Genomic DNA, 16373 nt, shown 5'->3' on the forward strand with positions numbered 1-16373 from the left:
GACGCGCGCCAGGAGTTGACGATCGTTTGGGGAATATGTCCAGGCGCTGCCTTAACGATACATCATGCCGCCATCGATCAGGACGGACTGCCCGGTCATGTAGTCGGAATCCGGCCCCGACAGGTAGGCCACCAGCCCCGCCACGTCGTCGGGGGTCTCCGCCCGTCCCAGGGCGATCCCATCGACATATTTCCGGTAGGTCTCGCCCAGCTTCGCCCCGGTGATCTCGGAAAAGCGCCGGTCGATCTCGACCCACATGTCCGTGCCCACCACCCCGGGGCAATAGGCGTTCACGGTGATCTTCCGGCTGGCGTATTCCTTCGCCGCCGCCTGGGTCAGCGCCCGCACCGCGAATTTGGTGGCGGAATAGACGCCCAGCAGCGCAAACCCCTCATGCCCGGCGATCGAGCATGCATTGATGATCTTGCCGCCCTGCCCGCGTGCGATGAACTTGTCCGCCGCCACCTGAATGCCCCACAGCACGCCCTGAACATTGATGCGGAAGATGCGCTCGACCTCCTCGGGCGTCACCGAGGCGATCGGCTGCACCTGTGCGATCCCGGCATTGTTGACGATGACGTCGAAGCCACCCAGTTCCTGCTCGGCGTAGTCGACCGCCGCCCGAACCTGCGCCCGGTCGCCCGCATCCGCGACAAAGGTCGCGGCCTTGCCGCCCAGCGCCTCGACCTCCTGCGCCACCGCGGTCAGCGCGTCGTTCCTGATATCGACCAGAGCGACGCGCGCGCCCTCCTTCGCCAGCCGCAGGGCGATGCCCCGGCCAATTCCCTGCCCCGCGCCGGTAACCAGCGCGACCTTCCCGTTCATGGACATTTCGTCGGTTCCCCACGCCGATTATCCGCCCGACCGCTTTTCCGGCCGGAACGCTCGGCTGTTCTTCTGCTGTTTCCTGCCGTGACCCATCCGGTCACGGCCACACAGTTCAGCCATGCCGCGCCCTGCCGTTTCAACGGACTTGGGCGCCCCCTCACCACGACGTGACGCAAGCTGTCGGAATTGTCGCAATTCTGCACAAGGGCAAAAAAAAACCGGCCCACATGGGGCCGGTTTTCCGTAATTGCGATCCGGTCGAAATCAGGCCGACTTGGCCATGATCTCTTCGGCGACGTTGCGCGGCACCGGGTCGTAATGATGGAACTGCATGGTGAAGGACGCACGGCCCTTGGTGATCGAGCGCAGGTGCGAGATGTAGCCGAACATTTCCTTCAGCGGCACCAGCGCGCGCACCATGACGGTCGAGCCCGAGCTCTCCTGGTTCTGGATCATACCGCGACGACGGTTCAGATCGCCCACCACGTCGCCGACATGGTCGTTCGGCGTCGTCACCTCGACGTCCATGATCGGCTCCAGGATGACCGGGCCGGCCCGCTTCATGCCTTCGCGGAAGCACGCCTTGGCGGCGATTTCGAACGCCAGCGCCGAGGAGTCGACGTCATGGTACTTGCCGTCCAGCAGCGTGAACTTGAAGTCCACGGTCGGGAAGCCGGCCAGCACGCCCGTCGAGGACTGCATCCGGATGCCCTTTTCGACCGCCGGGATGTATTCCTTCGGCACGGTGCCGCCGACGACCTTGTTCTCGAACTGGATCTCCTGGTTCCGCTCCAGCGGCGCGAACTCGATCTTCACCTCGGCGAACTGGCCCGAACCACCCGACTGCTTCTTGTGGGTGTAGGTTTCCACATGCGGCTGGGAGATCGTCTCGCGATAGGCCACCTGCGGCGCGCCGATGTTCGCATCGACGCCGTATTCGCGGCGCAGACGGTCGATGATGATGTCCAGATGCAGCTCGCCCATGCCCGACAGGATGGTCTGGCCGGTTTCCTGGTCCGTCTTCAGACGCAGCGAGGGGTCTTCGCCGGCCAGCTTCTGCAGCGCCAGGGTCATCTTCTCGACCCCGTCCTTGGTCTTCGGCTCGACCGAGATGTCGATGACCGGGATCGGGAAGGTCATGCGCTCCAGCACCACCGGATCGGCGGGGTCGGCCAGCGTGTCGCCGGTCTGCGTGTCCTTCAGCCCCACGAAGGCGGCGATGTCGCCGGCGTGGACTTCCTTCACTTCCTGGCGCTTGTCGGCATGCATCTGGAAGATGCGGCCGATGCGCTCCTTGTGGCCCTTGGTCGTGTTCAGGACCGAGTCGCCCGAGCGCAGGATGCCGCGATAGACGCGCACGAAAGTCAGCGTGCCATACTTGTCGTTGATGATCTTGAACGCCAGGCCCGCGAACTTTCCGTCCGGATCGACCGGGATGATCGGCAGCTTGTTCTCGTCGACCTCTTCGTCCTCGGGCGGCGCGATGCGGATGCCCTCGACGTCGTCCGGCGCCGGCAGGAAGTCGATGACCGCGTCCAGCAGCGGCTGCACGCCCTTGTTCTTGAAGGCCGTGCCGCACAGGACGGGACGGAACTCGCCCGAGATCGTGCCCTTCTTGATGCAGCGCTTCAGGGTGGCGACATCAACGTCACCCTTCTCGAAATACTCTTCCATCGCCGCGTCATCGACGGACAGGGCGGTGTCCAGCAGCTCCTGACGGGCTTCCTTGGCCTTTTCCAGCAGGTCGGCCGGAATTTCCTCGTCATGGTACTTCGCGCCCAGCTCGCCGCCTTCCCAGACGATGGCCTTCATCTCGATCAGGTCGACGACGCCGATGAAGTTTTCCTCGGCGCCGATCGGCAGCTGCAGCGGGATCGCGACGATGTCCAGCTTCTCCTTCAGCGTGTCGAACGCGCGGTAGAAGTCGGCGCCGGTGCGGTCCAGCTTGTTGATGAAGATGATGCGCGGCACGTTGTAGCGGTCGGCCAGACGCCAGTTGGTCTCGGACTGCGGCTGCACGCCGGCGACGCCTTCGATGATGAAGACCGCGCCGTCGAGCACGCGCAGGCTGCGGTTCACTTCGATGTTGAAATCGATATGGCCCGGGGTGTCGATGATGTTGATGCGGTGGCCGGCCCATTCGCAGGTGACGGCGGCCGAGGTGATCGTGATGCCGCGCTCACGCTCCTGGTCCATGTAGTCGGTCGTGGTGTTGCCCTCGTGGACCTCACCGATCTTGTGGGACACACCGGTGTAATACAGGATACGCTCGGTGGTCGTCGTCTTGCCGGCGTCGATATGCGCCGTAATGCCGATGTTGCGAATCAGCGAAAGACCGGACTTTTCGGACACGGGGGAACCTCCACAAAACAATTCAGGCGCGAACGGAACCCTTCCCCTCGCGCCTGCCGGGGCCGGAAGCTGCCCCCCACCCCAGGGATCGGGGTTCCGGAAGATGCAGGCCGGCAGAATAGACAGTTGGGCCTGACATGCGTCAGACGCCTGGAACATGCAAGCCCGGTCCGCCTGAAAAATCGGACCGGGCTGCATGCCGGAACATTACGCCGTGGCGGCGACCTTCTTTTCCTGGGCGCGCAGAATGCGGCGCTTCAGGGCCTGGGCCTCGGTCGGCAGCTTGCGGTTTGGGGTGGACAGCAGGAACGCGTCCAGGCCGCCATTGTGCTCGACCGTGCGGATACCGTTGGTGCTCAGGCGCAGACGGACGGCGCTGCCCAGGATATCGGACAGGAGAGAGGTCTCCTGCAGGTTCGGCAGGAAGCGGCGGCGGCTCTTGTTGTTGGCGTGGCTGACGTTGTTTCCCGTCAGCACGCCCTTGCCCGTGATCTGGCAACGGCGAGACATGGTATCATCCTCGGATAACTAAGGGCCGAGGCAAGATGCCCGGCAACGATCGTCAAGATTAGGCGCGGCTTATGGCCAAGGTACCGGCCGCCGTCAAGGCGAAAGGAACGATTCGGGCCGTTTTCGCCTGAATCGGCCCCGGCATCCCCGCCACGGGCAGGCCGCGCCCGCGGTTACTCGGGCTGGGACACCCGGTCGCGGTCGGGATGCAGATCGCCCGAGCGGACGCTGTGAATGGCGTTTTCAAGCATCGCCAGCATCGTGCCCTGGTCCATCGTCCGCGACAGCAGGCCCAGCGACCCGCCCAGCAGGGCGGAGGCGATGGCGATCGGCGGCAGCTTCTCGCCCAGCATGTATTCGATCGCCTTGTCCACGACCGCGCCGCAATGGCTCAGTTCCTCGGGGACCGACCCGTCAGCACCCAGGGTGGGGCCCTCGCCTTGCGTGTCCGTCATGTCGTCTTCTCCCTGTTGTCGGCCCGTTCCGCCGGCCGTTCGGGCCATCCGGCCGCGTCGCGGCGCAAAATGCCCCCGTTCACGCGGGAAAACCACCCCCCGGCGCGGCCTCGGCCACCGCGTCGGCCCGCTCCTCGGCCTGCGCCGCCCACATCCCGGCATAGAGTCCGCCGCGGGCCAGCAGGCTGCGATGGGTCCCCCGCTCCTTGATCACGCCATCGCCCATCACGAGGATTTCATCCGCATCGACCACGGTCGACAGGCGGTGGGCAATGATGACGGTGGTCCGTTCGGCCGACACCGTCCGCAGGGCGGCCTGGATTTCCTGTTCGGTATGGGTATCCAGGGCGCTGGTCGCCTCGTCCAGGATCAGGATGCGCGGGTTTTTCAGGATGGTGCGGGCGATGGCCACGCGCTGCTTCTCGCCGCCCGACAGCTTCAGCCCGCGCTCGCCCACCTTGGTGCGATAGCCGTCGGGCAGGCTGACGATGAAATCATGGATCTGCGCCAGCCGCGCCGCATGCTCGATCTCGGGCTGGGTGGCGCCCAGGCGGCCATAGGCGATGTTGTAGCCGATCGTGTCGTTGAACAGCACGGTATCCTGGGGCACCACGCCGATCGCCGCCCGCAGCGCCGCCTGCCCGTAGTCGCGAAGGTCGTGCCCATCCACCACCACGCGGCCCGACGTCACGTCGTAGAACCGGAACAGCAGCCGGCTGATGGTCGATTTGCCCGCCCCCGTCGGCCCCACGATGGCGACGCGGCCGCCGGCTGGCACGCTGAAGCTGACATCGTGCAGGATCTCGCGATCCGGGCGGTAGGAAAAGCGCACATGCTCGAACCGGATCGCCGCCGCCGGGGCCTCGTTCAGCCGGCCGGGCAGGCCGATGGCATCCGGGCGGTCGGTAACGTCGGGCGCTTCCTCGGTCAGGCGGAACATCTGTTCCAGGTCCACCAGCGACGTCCGCAACGAGGAATAGATGCTGCCCAGGAAATTCAGCGGCAGGTACAGCTGCATCAGGTAGGTATTGACCAGCACGAACCGCCCGACCGTCAGCCGGCCGCCGGCCACATCGTCCGCCGCCAGCAGCATGACGGCCGCCAGGGTCACGGCGATAATGGCCGCCTGCCCGAAATTCAGCCCGTTCAGCGACACCTGCGTGCGGATCGCCGCGCGTTCGTACCGGCGCTGGGCCTCCTCGTACCGGCGGCTTTCATGTTCCTCGTTGCCGAAATACTTGACCGTTTCATAGTTCAGCAGGCTGTCCAGGGCCTTCCAGCTCGCCTCGCTGTTGATGTCGTTCATCTCGCGCCGGATGCCGATGCGCCAGGAGGTGAACAGGACGGTGAAGCCGACATAGGCCGCCACCGCCCCCAGCATGATGACGGCGTAGCGCCAGTCGAACAGCCGCCAGATGACGGCGATCACCATCAGGGCCTCGATCACCGTCGGCACGACGTTGAAGACCCCCACCCGCAGGATGGTCTCGATCGCCTCGGTGCCGCGCGCGATGGCGCGGGTCACCCCGCCGGACTGGCGGTCGAGGTGAAACCGCAGCGACAGCGCATGCATGTGCCGGAAACTGCGGATCGCGGCGACGCAGCTGATGCGGAAACGGACCGGCGCGAACAGGGCGTCGCGCCATTCGCCCAGGCCCGCGGACATCAGCCGCAGCAGGCCGTACCCCAGGATCAGCAGCATCGGGACCGTCGCCAGCCCTGCCCCCGCGCCCCCCACATGCAGCGCGTCCACCACGCGGCTGTAGAGGTACGGCACGCAGATCGTCGCGACCTTGGCCGCGATCAGCAGCACGCATGCGCCCACGACACGCCACCGCGTGCCGGGATCGTTTCGGGGCCAGAGGTAAGGAAGCAGGTCGCGCAAGGTCGTCAGGACCGGCTGTTCCGGTCCACGCTGGTCCTGGGATTTGGGAGGTGTCATGGTGTGGATGTGGCATGCGCCGGCGGTTTTGCAAACACCATCGCGCCATCGGGGACACGATCGGCGGCGCCATGGCCGGGCAGGATTGTCACGCGCCGGCCCGCCCGGTATGGCAGGCACACGCATCAGGAGCAGACCTGCATGGCCCCCGACGCCGCCCCCTTCCTCCGGCATCTCGAATCCTGCAACACGGCCAGGCTGCCCGGCGGGCGCACGCCGTTCCGCCTGGGTGACGCGCCGGCCGGATGGGTCGACCCCGACCTTGTCCCCGAACTGGAACGGCGCGGCCTGCCGCGCCGGGACGGCGCCATCACGCTGGCCGATCCCGCCCGGCTGGAACCGCTGGGCGAGGACCTGGCGGCCTCCGGGGTCTACCGGTCGCATCACGAACTGTTCGATGTCGCCGCCACGGCCGACGGCCCGGCGATCGCCCGCGTCGATCGCGGCGCGCTGCCGCTGTTCGGCCTGATCGCGCATGGCGTGCACATGAACGGGCTGGTCCGCCGCCCGGATGGCCTGCACCTGTGGATCGGGCGGCGCGCGACCGACAAGCGCCTCGATCCGGGCAAGCTCGATCATCTGGTCGCCGGCGGTATCCCGGCCGGCCACACGCCCGAGGACGCCCTGCACAAGGAAGCGGCCGAGGAAGCCAGCATTCCCCTGCCCATCGTTCGCCAGGCCGTGCCGGTGGCCCGCATCCGCTATGCCATGGACCGCCCCGAGGGCCTGCGGCGCGATGTCCTGCACTGCTACGACCTGGAGTTACCGGCCGATTTCGTCCCGGCCCCGGCGGATGGCGAGGTCGAATCCTTCGCGCTGATCCCGGTCGGGGAGGCCTTTCGCATCGTCCGCGACACCGACGATTTCAAGTTCAACGTCAATCTGGTCCTGATCGACCTGTTCCTGCGGCTCGGTCTGATCGACCCGGACAGCCCGGCGGGGCGCGCGTTGCGGGCGGGGCTGGCCGGCACCGCCACCACGGCCTTCGCATGATGGGCGCCACCGGCGCACGCGTCCTGCCGGCCGCCCTTCTGGTCCTTGCCGTGGGCGGCGTAGCGGGCTGCGCGCCGGCACGGCCTGACTGCGCCGGATTCGGCGCGCGGCCCGGCCTCGAACTCTCGCTGCTGTTCGGACTGACCCGACCGGACGGCAGCCCCGTCACCGACGCCCAATGGGACGGGTTCATGCGGCAGGAGATCACGCCCCGCTTTCCCGACGGGCTGACCGTCTTTCGCACCCTCGGGCAATGGCGGGACCGGGAAAACGGCCGCGTCGTCGCCGAGCCGTCGCGCATCGTCTGGATCGCCGCCGCCCACGACACACCCGACCTGCACGCGCGCGTAAAGGCGATCCGCGACCGCTACCGGCGCGATTTCCAGCAGCAATCGGTCGGCTTGACAATCCGGTCGGGCTGCCAGGCGTTCTGATCGCCGGGCGTCCACCCCTGTCGCGGCAGGATTCTGTCGGGTATGCTCGCCATTCCCGTATCGGCTGCCCCGGCCCGGGGCGGACAGCGATGGAGTAACACGCCCCGATGACCAGCGCCGCGACACCCAGCGCCCCCCTGCCCACCGCCCCGGTCGCCCGCAAGGAGCCCCGACGGATCGAGCAGCTCGGCCGGGTCCGGATCGACGAGTACGGCTGGATGAAGGACGACAACTGGCAGGCCGTCCTGCGCGATCCGTCGATCCTGCGCGCCGACATCGCGGACCATCTGCGGGCCGAGAATGCCTATACCGCCGCGATCCTTGCCCCGACCGAGTCCCTGCAGGCCACCATCGCGGCCGAGATGAAGGCCCGCATCCGCGAGGACGACACCTACCCCGCCCTGCCGCACGGCCCCTGGCGCTATTACATGCGCTACGCTACCGGCGCGCAGCATCCGATCCATGCCCGCCACCCCGAAGGCCGCCCCCAGGACGAGCAGATCCTGCTGGACGTCAATGCGGCGGCACAGGGGCATGAATATTACGCCGTCGCCACGGCGACCCACAGCCCCGACCACCGCCTGTTCGCCTATGCCGAGGACGCCCAGGGGTCCGAGGTCTATCGGGTCATGGTCCGCGACATCGCCACCGCCGCCCCGGTCGGGACGCCGGTCGAAAGCTGCAGCGGCAATTTCGCCTTTTCCCCCGATGCGCGCTTCCTGTTCTGGACCTGGCGGGACGAGCACGGCCGGCCGACGCGGATCTTCCGCCGCGACATCGCCTCGGGCAGCGACGCGCTGGTCTACGAGGAAGCGGACCCGGGCTTCTTCATCGGGGTCGAGGCCAGCCGGTCGGGTCGGTGGATCGTCATCTCGGCCTGCAACCAGGACACGTCGGAATCCTGGCTGATCCCGGGCGACCGGCCCGAGGCCGCGTCCGTCTGCGTCGAACCCCGCCGCGCCGGGTTGCTTTATACCCTCAGCCACTGGGGCGACCGGTTCGCGATCCTGACCAACGCCGACGGCGCGGTCGATTTCAAGCTGATGGTCGCCCCCGACGCTACGCCGGGCATGGCTTACTGGCGCGACCTGGTTCCGCATCAGCCTGGGCACTACATCACCGACTGCGTGGCGTTTTCCGGGCACCTCGTCCGGCGCGAACGGCGCGACGCCAATACCGCGCTGATCATCCGGCACCACGACGGCCAGGAACATGTCCTGTCGTCGGACGAGGAGGCCTATGTCCTCTCGCTCTCGGGGTCGTACGAATACGACACCCGGGAACTGCGCTACGTCTACCAGTCGCCGACGACGCCCCGCCAATGGTACGCCTACGACATGGATGACCGGTCGCGGCACCTGCTCAAGACCCAGGACGTGCCGTCGGGCCATGACCCGATGCACTATCGCTGCTGGCGCCTGACCGCCATCGCCGCGGACGGCGCCGAAATCCCGGTCACGGTGCTGGGACGGCACGACACGCCGATCGATGGATCGGCGCCGCTGCTGCTGTATGGCTACGGCGCATATGGCCATGCGATCGAACCCAGCTTCTCCACCGGTGTGTTCAGCCTGGTGGACCGGGGATGGTTCTACGCCATCGCCCATGTCCGCGGCGGATCGGAAAAAGGCTGGAACTGGTTCCTGGGCGGCCGGGGGCGGAACAAGACCAACAGCTTCACCGACTTCATCGCCTGCGCCGACCATCTGGCCGCGACCGGATTCGGCGCGCCGGGCCGGATCGTGACGGACGGACGGTCGGCGGGGGGCATGGTCATGGGCGCCATCGCCAACATGCGGCCCGACCTGTTCGCCGGCATCGTGGCCGTGGTGCCGTTCGTCGACGAACTCAACACCATGTCCGACATTTCGCTGCCGCTGACGCCGCCGGAATGGCCCGAATGGGGCAATCCGCTGGAAGACGCCGACGCCTACGACCTGATCGCAAGCTACGCCGCCTACGAACAGGTCGGCCCCCGCCCCTACCCGGCGATTCTGGCCATCGGCGGATTGTCCGACCCGCGCGTCACCTACTGGGAGCCGGCGAAATGGATCGCCCGCATCCGCGAACAGACGACCGTACAGCGCCCGGTCATGCTGCGCACCAATATGGAGGCCGGGCATGGCGGGGCGTCGGGGCGCTTCGACGCGCTGAAGGAAGCCGCCCTGATCCAGGCCTTCGCGATCTGGGCCATCGAGACGGCGGAGCGGCCCTGAACGGGCCGGCCGCCGCACGGCCAGGACATGGATCGGGTCGCTGCTACAAAAGGAACATCATGACGGATCACGCCAGCCCCGCCATCGTGCCGCGCCACTCGTCGCCGCCCCGCCGCATGCGCGAGCCACAGCGCGTCCAGCGAATCGCCCGCGGATTGCTGGCCATCTTCTTCACCGGCCTGGCGCTATATACGATTCGCGGGTTCCTGCCGTCGCTGATCTGGGGCGGCATCTTCGCCATCGCCGCCTGGCCGCTGTATGTCGGCAGCCGCAACCGATGGAAATCCCTGCCCGGGGGGACGGTCCTGCCGCTGATCTTCACCCTTGGCGTCGCCCTGATGTTCCTGATCCCGATGGGTCTGTTCGCCCTGGAAGCCGGGCGCGAGGCACAGAGCATCATGATCTGGATGAACGAGGCCCGGCATTCAGGCATGCCGGTCCCGGGGTGGATCCACGACCTGCCGTTCGGCGCGACGGCCCTGGCGTCATGGTGGGAAAACCATCTGCAGAACCCCGACGACGTATCGGCGCTGCTGCACTCGCTCAATATCGGGCGCAGCGTGCAGGTGACCCAGCAACTGGGGTCACAGATCTTCCATCGCGGCCTGCTGTTCGTCTTTTCGATCCTGACCCTGTTCTTCCTGCTGAAGGACGGGGAAAGCGTGATCCGGCAGTGCCTGGTCGTGTCCCGCAGGGCCTTCGGCAAGCGGGGGGAAGGCATCGCCCAGCAGATCATCGCCTCCATCCACGGGACAGTGGCGGGGCTGGTCCTGGTGGGCATCGGCGAGGGCGCGCTGATGGGGGTCGCCTACCTGATTGCGGGGGCGCCGCACCCGTTCCTGTTCGGGGTCTTCACCGCCGTCGCCGCCATGATCCCGTTCTGCGCGGTGATCGCCGTGGGCGTGGTCTCCCTGCTGCTTCTGGTCAAGGGGGGGACGATCGCCGCCATCGCGATCCTGGGGCTGGGACTCGCGGTCATCTTCCTCGCCGACCATCTGGTCCGGCCCGCGCTGATCGGCGGCTCGACGGAGATGCCGTTCCTGTGGGTCCTGACCGGTATCCTGGGCGGAGTCGAAAGCTGGAACCTGCTGGGTCTGTTCCTGGGGCCGGCCATCATGGCCGTGCTGCACATGCTCTGGCGCAACTGGACGCGCGAACGCTACCAGGACGGTGCCTGAGGCACCGTTCGGCGCGCATGGGGCTGCCTCTTACGGCGAGACGCGGCCCGACATACGGGCTTCTGACTAAACAACAATGCCAAGGGAAATACGGTCGCAGACGGTGGTCGGGCAGGCGGGATTCGAACCCACGACCCCCAGTCCCCCAGACTGATGCGCTACCAGGCTGCGCTACTGCCCGTCCGTCTGCGACGACACGCCGTGTAGCAGCGTGCGCCGTGAACCGCAACCCGTGTTCGGCATCGAATCGGGTTGCGGGATGGATCAGACCGGGATCAGCCGCCGCAGGGCCTTCAGCTCGATCAGAATCCCGCGCAGGCTGTCCTTCAGGATCACGTTTTCCTGGCGAATACGCTCGATTTCCCCAGTCTCGACAGACTCGACGGGTTCTTCCGTCGGCGGAGTCGCAACTGGCCACTCGACCGCCTGCGGCACGGCCGGCGTATCGGGCGTCAACTGCACCACCGTCTCAATCCTGGGTTCCTCGAATGCCGGCTCCGACGCATCGTGGGGGCCGTCGTGCGGCACATCCATGATCTCGGCACAGGCCGCGGGGGCGATGGCCGCATCCTGGAACAGGCCGTCGGACCCGTTCGCCGAGTCGTCGCCCGCCGTTTCCGTCGCGGCCCCGGCGTCCGTTCCCTCGCGCAACATCCGCTGCACGCCCTTGATCGTATAGCCCTGCACATAGAGCAGGTCCGAAATCCGGCGCAGCAGTTCGATATCGTCGGGCCGGTAATAACGCCGCCCCCCGCCCCGCTTCAGCGGGCGAACCTGGGCAAAGCGCGTTTCCCAGAACCGCAGCACGTGCTGTGGCACATGCAGTTCGTCCGCGACCTCGCTGATCGTGCGAAAGGCGTGCGGCGCCTTCTTCAGCCGGCCGGCCGCCCCGTCATCGACCACGGACGCGCCGCCGCCATCCGGATCGGCTATGCCGGCCGCCTGCCAATAGTCATGCCCTTCGCCGGCGCCACTCATTCGGTGTCGTCCTCGATCGTATCGGTGGGCTGTCCGTTAACGCGCGATCGCAGCAGCTGGCTGGGCCGGAACACCAGGACGGACCGCGGCAGGATCGGGACCTCGATCCCGGTCTTGGGGTTGCGCCCTGTGCGCCGCCCCTTCTGCCGCACGGAAAACGTGCCGAATCCGCTGATCTTGACCGTATTCCCGGACTCGAGCTCCTGCGCGACCCGCTCGAGGACATGTTCGAGCAGATCGGCCGATTCGTTCCGGGATAGCCCGACCTGACTATAGATGTGTTCTGCCAGACTGGCGCGGGTCACTGTGCTCATACGCGCAAAGGTATGCATGCAGCGATGGAGCGTCAATTCAATGCGTTGACGTCCGCCATTTTTCCTGCCTCAGAGCCTGACCGGAAATATGGGCCGGCGAGCGAGAGCGGAACGCAGTGAAGCGCCCAGCGTGTGTTTTCGAGCAGCGGAGCACAGAAAATGCGCGTCGGATCGCCGCCAGGCCGCATTTCCGGTCGGGCTCTCAGAGGCGCGCCAGCGCCGACCCCCACGTCAGGCCGCCGCCCAGCGCCTCCATCAGCACCAGGTCGCCCTTGCGGATGCGGCCGTCGCGGACGGCCTCGTTCATCGCCAGCGGTATCGACGCGGCCGAGGTGTTCGCATGGCGGTCCACGGTGACGACCACCCGTTCGGGCGGCAGTTCAAGTTTGCGTGCGACGCCCTCGATGATCCGCAGATTGGCCTGGTGCGGCACCAGCCACGACACGTCGGTATAGGTCAGGCCATGGGCGGCAAGCACCTCGTCGACCGAGTCCGACAGCTTGGCCACGGCATGGCGAAACACGTCGCGTCCGCGCATGCGCAGGAAGCCGCTGTTTTCCCGCCGGCCAACGGCCCCGTCGACATAGAGCAGGTCACCGGTGGTACCGTCGGAATGCAGGTGGGTCGAGAGGATGCCCTCAGGCCCCGCCCCATCCGTCGCCGACAGCAGAACCGCCCCGGCGCCATCGCCGAACAGCACGCAGGTCCCGCGATCGGACCAGTCGATGATACGCGAATAGACCTCGCTGCCGATCACCAGGATTTTCTCGACCTGGCCGCTGCGGACCAGAGCATCGGCCGTGGACAGGGCGTAGACGAAGCCCGAGCATGCCGCCGCGATATCGAACCCGAAACCGCCCCGCAGGCCCAGTTCGGCCTGCACCCTGACGGCCGTGGCGGGAAACGCCTGATCCGGGGTGCTGGTGGCGACGATGACCGCATCGACATCCGCCGCCGACACGCCGGCATATTCCAGCGCGCGGGACGCCGCCGCGGTCGCCATGCTGACCGCGGTGTCGTTCGGCCCGGCAATATGCCGCTGGGTAATCCCCGTGCGGGCGCGAATCCAGTCGTCCGACGTGTCGAGGCGCGCCGCCAGTTCGTCATTGGTCACGATCCGGTCTGGCAGATAGCCACCAAACCCGACCATAAGCGAACGTCTCGCCATCATTTCCATCATTCCAAACCCGGCGCCAGGCAATGACCGGCACTGCCGCGCAATACGCCGGAGACGCCTGCCCGGCCTATGCCTCGTCGGCCCATTCCGACGTCAGCTGACCGCCGCGACCGCCGGCTGATCTTTCCCGGCGCCTGGTCGCAGGGTCGTAAGCGACCCCATCCGCGACAGTCGTTCGCGTATGCTTTCGTTGAACCGGTGCGTTACCATATCCATGGCAACATCGACGGCCGATGCAAAGCCTTCGGCGTCGGTACCGCCATGCGATTTGACCACGACACCATTGAGGCCGACGAATACCGCCCCGTTATAGCGGCGCGGATCCAGCCATTCGCGCATGCGGTCCAGACCCGGCCGGACCAGCAGGTAGCCCAGCTTGGCCAGCAGGCCGGACCGGAAGACCTGGCGCAACAGGACGAAGGACATCTTCAGCGCGCCCTCGCCGGTCTTCAGCGCGACATTGCCCGTGAATCCATCGGTGACGACGACGTCGGTCGTACCGGCCGTAATATCATGGCCCTCGACAAACCCATGGAACTGGGGCGCCAGCGGGCTGTTGCGCAGGATTTCGGCGGCCTGGCGCAATTTTTCGTCGCCCTTCAGCTCCTCGGAGCCGACATTCAGCAGGCCGATCGTCGGCGCCGTCAGGCCCAGCACGGCCTTGGCGAAAGCCTCGCCCATCACGGCGAATTCGACCAGGTTGCGCCAGTCGCACGCCATGTTGGCGCCCAGATCCAGCATCACCACGTCGCCCTTGGTCGTCGGGCTGATGGCGGCCATGGCCGGGCGGGAAATGCCGGGAAGCGTCTTGATGACGATCTTGGCCAGCGCCAGCATCGCACCGCTGTTGCCGGCCGACACCACGCCCCGGGCCTCGCCCTGGGCCACGGCGTCCATGGCCAGCCGCATGGATGAGTCGCGCACGCGCAATGCCGCGGTCGGCTTCATGTCCATCGGAACGGCTGCCGCCGCCGGACGGACCGTGCAGATTGCCGCCGCCTTGGGGTGATGGGCCAACTGCTCGCGCAGCCGGACCTCATCCCCGATCAGCAGAATCCGGGCTGAAGGGTGCCTGTCGGCCGCGATCGCCAGACCAGCCACCACAACTTCCGGGCCACCGTCCCCGCCCATGCCGTCTATGGCCAGCGTGAAGGGCTCGGCCTCGGAAAAAGAGGAACCTGTCTCGCTCATGCGTGCCTTCTGCCGGGAGAGAACCAAATACGCAAGGCCGTCACGGATATCGTGTCAAAGCAGACAGCGCGACCGCGCGTATCCGATCACGCCACCCACCTTCGGCCCTGCGTCGTCCGGTCAGGCCCGGACGGCGGTCTTGAGCGTCTTGCCGGCCGCAACGACCTCACGGCCGTCATAGTGCCCGCAATGGCTGCAGACATGATGCGGACGCTTCAGTTCGCCGCAATTCCCGCATTCGGCGTGGGCCTCGACGCGCAGCGCCTCATGGCTGCGACGCATGCCCCGACGGGACGGCGAGGTTTTTCTCTTAGGTACAGCCATGGGCCTGGGCCCCTCCGTTCTGAGATCTTAACCGGGTTCCGCCACAGGCCGAGCCCCGATCAGTTATCGGTAATTGAGGGGGGGCGTCTAGCAGACGGAAAGACATTCCGCAAGGCATGTCCTGCACTCCGTCGGGCACAGACGCCCCCCAAGGTCAGTCGCGCGGCCGATCGGCCGGTTCAGTCCACCGCCTTCTTCAACGCGGCCAGGGCCGCGAACGGACGGCGCGTCCTGTCCTCGCCCCCGTCCTCGGCACCTCCGTCCTCCGGCGCGGGGGGCGGGGCGTCGACCTGCCCCACCCCTTCGGGCAGGACGCTGCCGGGCCGGCGGGGATAGGGGTCCAGGATCAGCGACAGTTCCTCGGCCGCCAGTTCCCCCAGATCGATCATATCGCGTTCGTATGGGATTTCATCCATCGCCTCGGGATCCAGATCCTCGTCGGCGCGGAATCGTTCGGCCGGCACGAAGCGCGCGGCGAACTCTTCGGTCATCGCATCCTCGAACGGATCGGTCGTGATCACGCACACCTGTTCGACGCGGGCAGTCAGCCAGCCTTCGGCCAGCACCTCGCCCTGGCGGCCCGGCGTCAGCCGGTACCTGCAGGACAAGGCGCGTATGGCCGGCAGGCCCAACCGGACGGCCAGGGCGGCACATTCGTCCCGGTTCGCCTCGATCGTCATGTCCTTGCCTGACAGGGCGATTCGGCCAACCGCGATCCTGCGGGAAAATTCCGCGTCCATTCCTGTTCAACTCCTCGATCGGCGCGCCACATGATTCGGCCCCCGCGCCGCGCGTTCGGGCATGATATTGGCCTATGATGGCGATGAAGAATTGACTTCGCCACCCCAATCGGGCACCCGACGGAGACTTCTTTCATGCAGCAGGATGCCCCACAGGCCATGCGGTCATCTCCGGACGTGACGCCGACCCTCCGCCCGATCCAGCGTCTTCTGCCGTGCGCGGTCGTGGGGCTCGGGCTTTTTCTGTCCGGCTGTGCGGTCTTCCAGTCGCGGCCCGTTCCGCGCGGCTCCCTGGTCGAGGCCGACGATTACACGCAGCTCAAGCCCGGTGTCAGCACGCGTAGCGACACCATGGACCTGCTGGGGTCGCCGACCACCCGCGCAACGTTCGACGACAATACATGGATCTATATTTCCATGACGACGATGCCGACGCCGGTCAGCTTTCCCAGCATCCGCAAGCAGCAGGTGCTGGTACTGAATTTCGACAACGGCGGCGTACTGCGGAACATGCGCACCCTGAGCAAGGCGGATGCCCGCTATGTCGGGATGGTGCAGGACGTGACACCGACACCGGGCACCAAGATCAACGTCCTGCAGCAGATCCTGGGCAATGTCGGCCGCTACAACCCGATGAGCAACATGAACAGCACATTCGGCGGCAGCACGGGCCCGATGGGCAGCAACAGCGGCCCCGGCCATGGGGGCACGGGCAATACGCTGCCCTGATCCGCCTGCCCG

The 16373-nt window shown here is 66.8% G+C and carries 16 protein-coding genes and 1 tRNA gene; 5 read left to right on the plus strand and 12 right to left on the minus strand.

The features are described from left to right. Window positions 1-51 precede the first annotated feature (51 nt). The 5 genes from HLH34_RS14695 to HLH34_RS14715 form a co-directional block, all read right to left on the minus strand. Window positions 52-831 carry an acetoin reductase gene (locus HLH34_RS14695; RefSeq protein ID WP_183120332.1) on the minus strand — a complete coding sequence of 260 codons (780 nt, stop codon included), beginning with the start codon at window positions 829-831 and terminating at the stop codon, window positions 52-54. A gap of 261 nt (window positions 832-1092) precedes the next feature. Beyond that, window positions 1093-3180, minus strand: a complete 2088-nt coding sequence (fusA, locus tag HLH34_RS14700) for an elongation factor G (RefSeq protein WP_183120333.1) — start codon at window positions 3178-3180, stop codon at window positions 1093-1095. Between the two features lie 207 nt (window positions 3181-3387). Further along, window positions 3388-3690 carry a 50S ribosomal protein L28 gene (gene rpmB, locus HLH34_RS14705; protein WP_183120334.1) on the minus strand — a complete coding sequence of 101 codons (303 nt, stop codon included), beginning with the start codon at window positions 3688-3690 and terminating at the stop codon, window positions 3388-3390. Window positions 3691-3863: 173 nt separating this feature from the next. Beyond that, window positions 3864-4145, minus strand: coding sequence for a hypothetical protein (locus HLH34_RS14710; protein ID WP_183120335.1), 282 nt, complete (start codon window positions 4143-4145; stop codon window positions 3864-3866). Window positions 4146-4224: 79 nt separating this feature from the next. Continuing rightward, a complete protein-coding gene (locus HLH34_RS14715) occupies window positions 4225-6087 on the minus strand; it encodes an ABCB family ABC transporter ATP-binding protein/permease (RefSeq protein ID WP_183120336.1) in 1863 nt (620 codons plus the stop codon). A gap of 141 nt (window positions 6088-6228) precedes the next feature. Here HLH34_RS14715 and HLH34_RS14720 point away from each other — a divergent pair, with 141 nt between their 5' ends. From HLH34_RS14720 to HLH34_RS14735, 4 genes are all read left to right on the plus strand, one after another. Continuing rightward, window positions 6229-7080, plus strand: coding sequence for an NUDIX hydrolase (locus HLH34_RS14720; RefSeq protein WP_183120337.1), 852 nt, complete (start codon window positions 6229-6231; stop codon window positions 7078-7080). Beyond that, window positions 7077-7514 (plus strand): DUF3574 domain-containing protein, encoded by a 438-nt coding sequence (locus HLH34_RS14725; RefSeq protein WP_244959984.1) that lies wholly within the window; start codon window positions 7077-7079, stop codon window positions 7512-7514. Before HLH34_RS14720 ends, HLH34_RS14725 begins: the two co-directional genes overlap by 4 nt. 107 nt (window positions 7515-7621) lie before the next feature. Then, window positions 7622-9730 (plus strand): S9 family peptidase, encoded by a 2109-nt coding sequence (locus HLH34_RS14730; protein ID WP_244959985.1) that lies wholly within the window; start codon window positions 7622-7624, stop codon window positions 9728-9730. Window positions 9731-9789: 59 nt separating this feature from the next. Continuing rightward, on the plus strand, window positions 9790-10908 hold the full coding sequence (locus HLH34_RS14735; protein WP_183120338.1) for an AI-2E family transporter: 1119 nt from the start codon (window positions 9790-9792) through the stop codon (window positions 10906-10908). Between the two features lie 104 nt (window positions 10909-11012). Here HLH34_RS14735 and HLH34_RS14740 read toward each other — a convergent pair. The 7 genes from HLH34_RS14740 to HLH34_RS14770 all read right to left on the minus strand — a co-directional run bounded on the left by HLH34_RS14740 (window position 11013) and on the right by HLH34_RS14770 (window position 15632). Continuing rightward, window positions 11013-11089 (minus strand) — tRNA-Pro (locus tag HLH34_RS14740). 83 nt (window positions 11090-11172) lie between these two features. Beyond that, complete coding sequence (locus HLH34_RS14745; RefSeq protein ID WP_220792192.1) at window positions 11173-11886, minus strand: MerR family transcriptional regulator; 714 nt, start codon at window positions 11884-11886, stop codon at window positions 11173-11175. Continuing rightward, window positions 11883-12200 carry an integration host factor subunit alpha gene (locus tag HLH34_RS14750; RefSeq protein WP_183120361.1) on the minus strand — a complete coding sequence of 106 codons (318 nt, stop codon included), beginning with the start codon at window positions 12198-12200 and terminating at the stop codon, window positions 11883-11885. Before HLH34_RS14750 ends, HLH34_RS14745 begins: the two co-directional genes overlap by 4 nt. A gap of 202 nt (window positions 12201-12402) precedes the next feature. Continuing rightward, window positions 12403-13371 (minus strand): beta-ketoacyl-ACP synthase III, encoded by a 969-nt coding sequence (locus tag HLH34_RS14755; protein ID WP_183120339.1) that lies wholly within the window; start codon window positions 13369-13371, stop codon window positions 12403-12405. A 99-nt stretch (window positions 13372-13470) separates the two neighbouring features. After that, entirely contained in the window at window positions 13471-14568 is a 1098-nt protein-coding gene (plsX, locus tag HLH34_RS14760; RefSeq protein WP_183120340.1) for a phosphate acyltransferase PlsX, read from the minus strand. Between the two features lie 120 nt (window positions 14569-14688). Further along, window positions 14689-14892, minus strand: a complete 204-nt coding sequence (rpmF, locus tag HLH34_RS14765; RefSeq protein ID WP_183120341.1) for a 50S ribosomal protein L32 — start codon at window positions 14890-14892, stop codon at window positions 14689-14691. 179 nt (window positions 14893-15071) lie between these two features. Next, window positions 15072-15632 carry a YceD family protein gene (locus HLH34_RS14770; RefSeq protein WP_183120342.1) on the minus strand — a complete coding sequence of 187 codons (561 nt, stop codon included), beginning with the start codon at window positions 15630-15632 and terminating at the stop codon, window positions 15072-15074. Between the two features lie 159 nt (window positions 15633-15791). Here HLH34_RS14770 and HLH34_RS14775 point away from each other — a divergent pair, with 159 nt between their 5' ends. Beyond that, window positions 15792-16361, plus strand: coding sequence for an outer membrane protein assembly factor BamE (locus HLH34_RS14775; RefSeq protein WP_183120343.1), 570 nt, complete (start codon window positions 15792-15794; stop codon window positions 16359-16361). Window positions 16362-16373: the final 12 nt, after the last annotated feature.

The organism is Gluconacetobacter azotocaptans (assembly GCF_014174355.1).
In the GTDB taxonomy this organism is placed as follows: Bacteria; Pseudomonadota; Alphaproteobacteria; order Acetobacterales; family Acetobacteraceae; genus Gluconacetobacter; species Gluconacetobacter azotocaptans.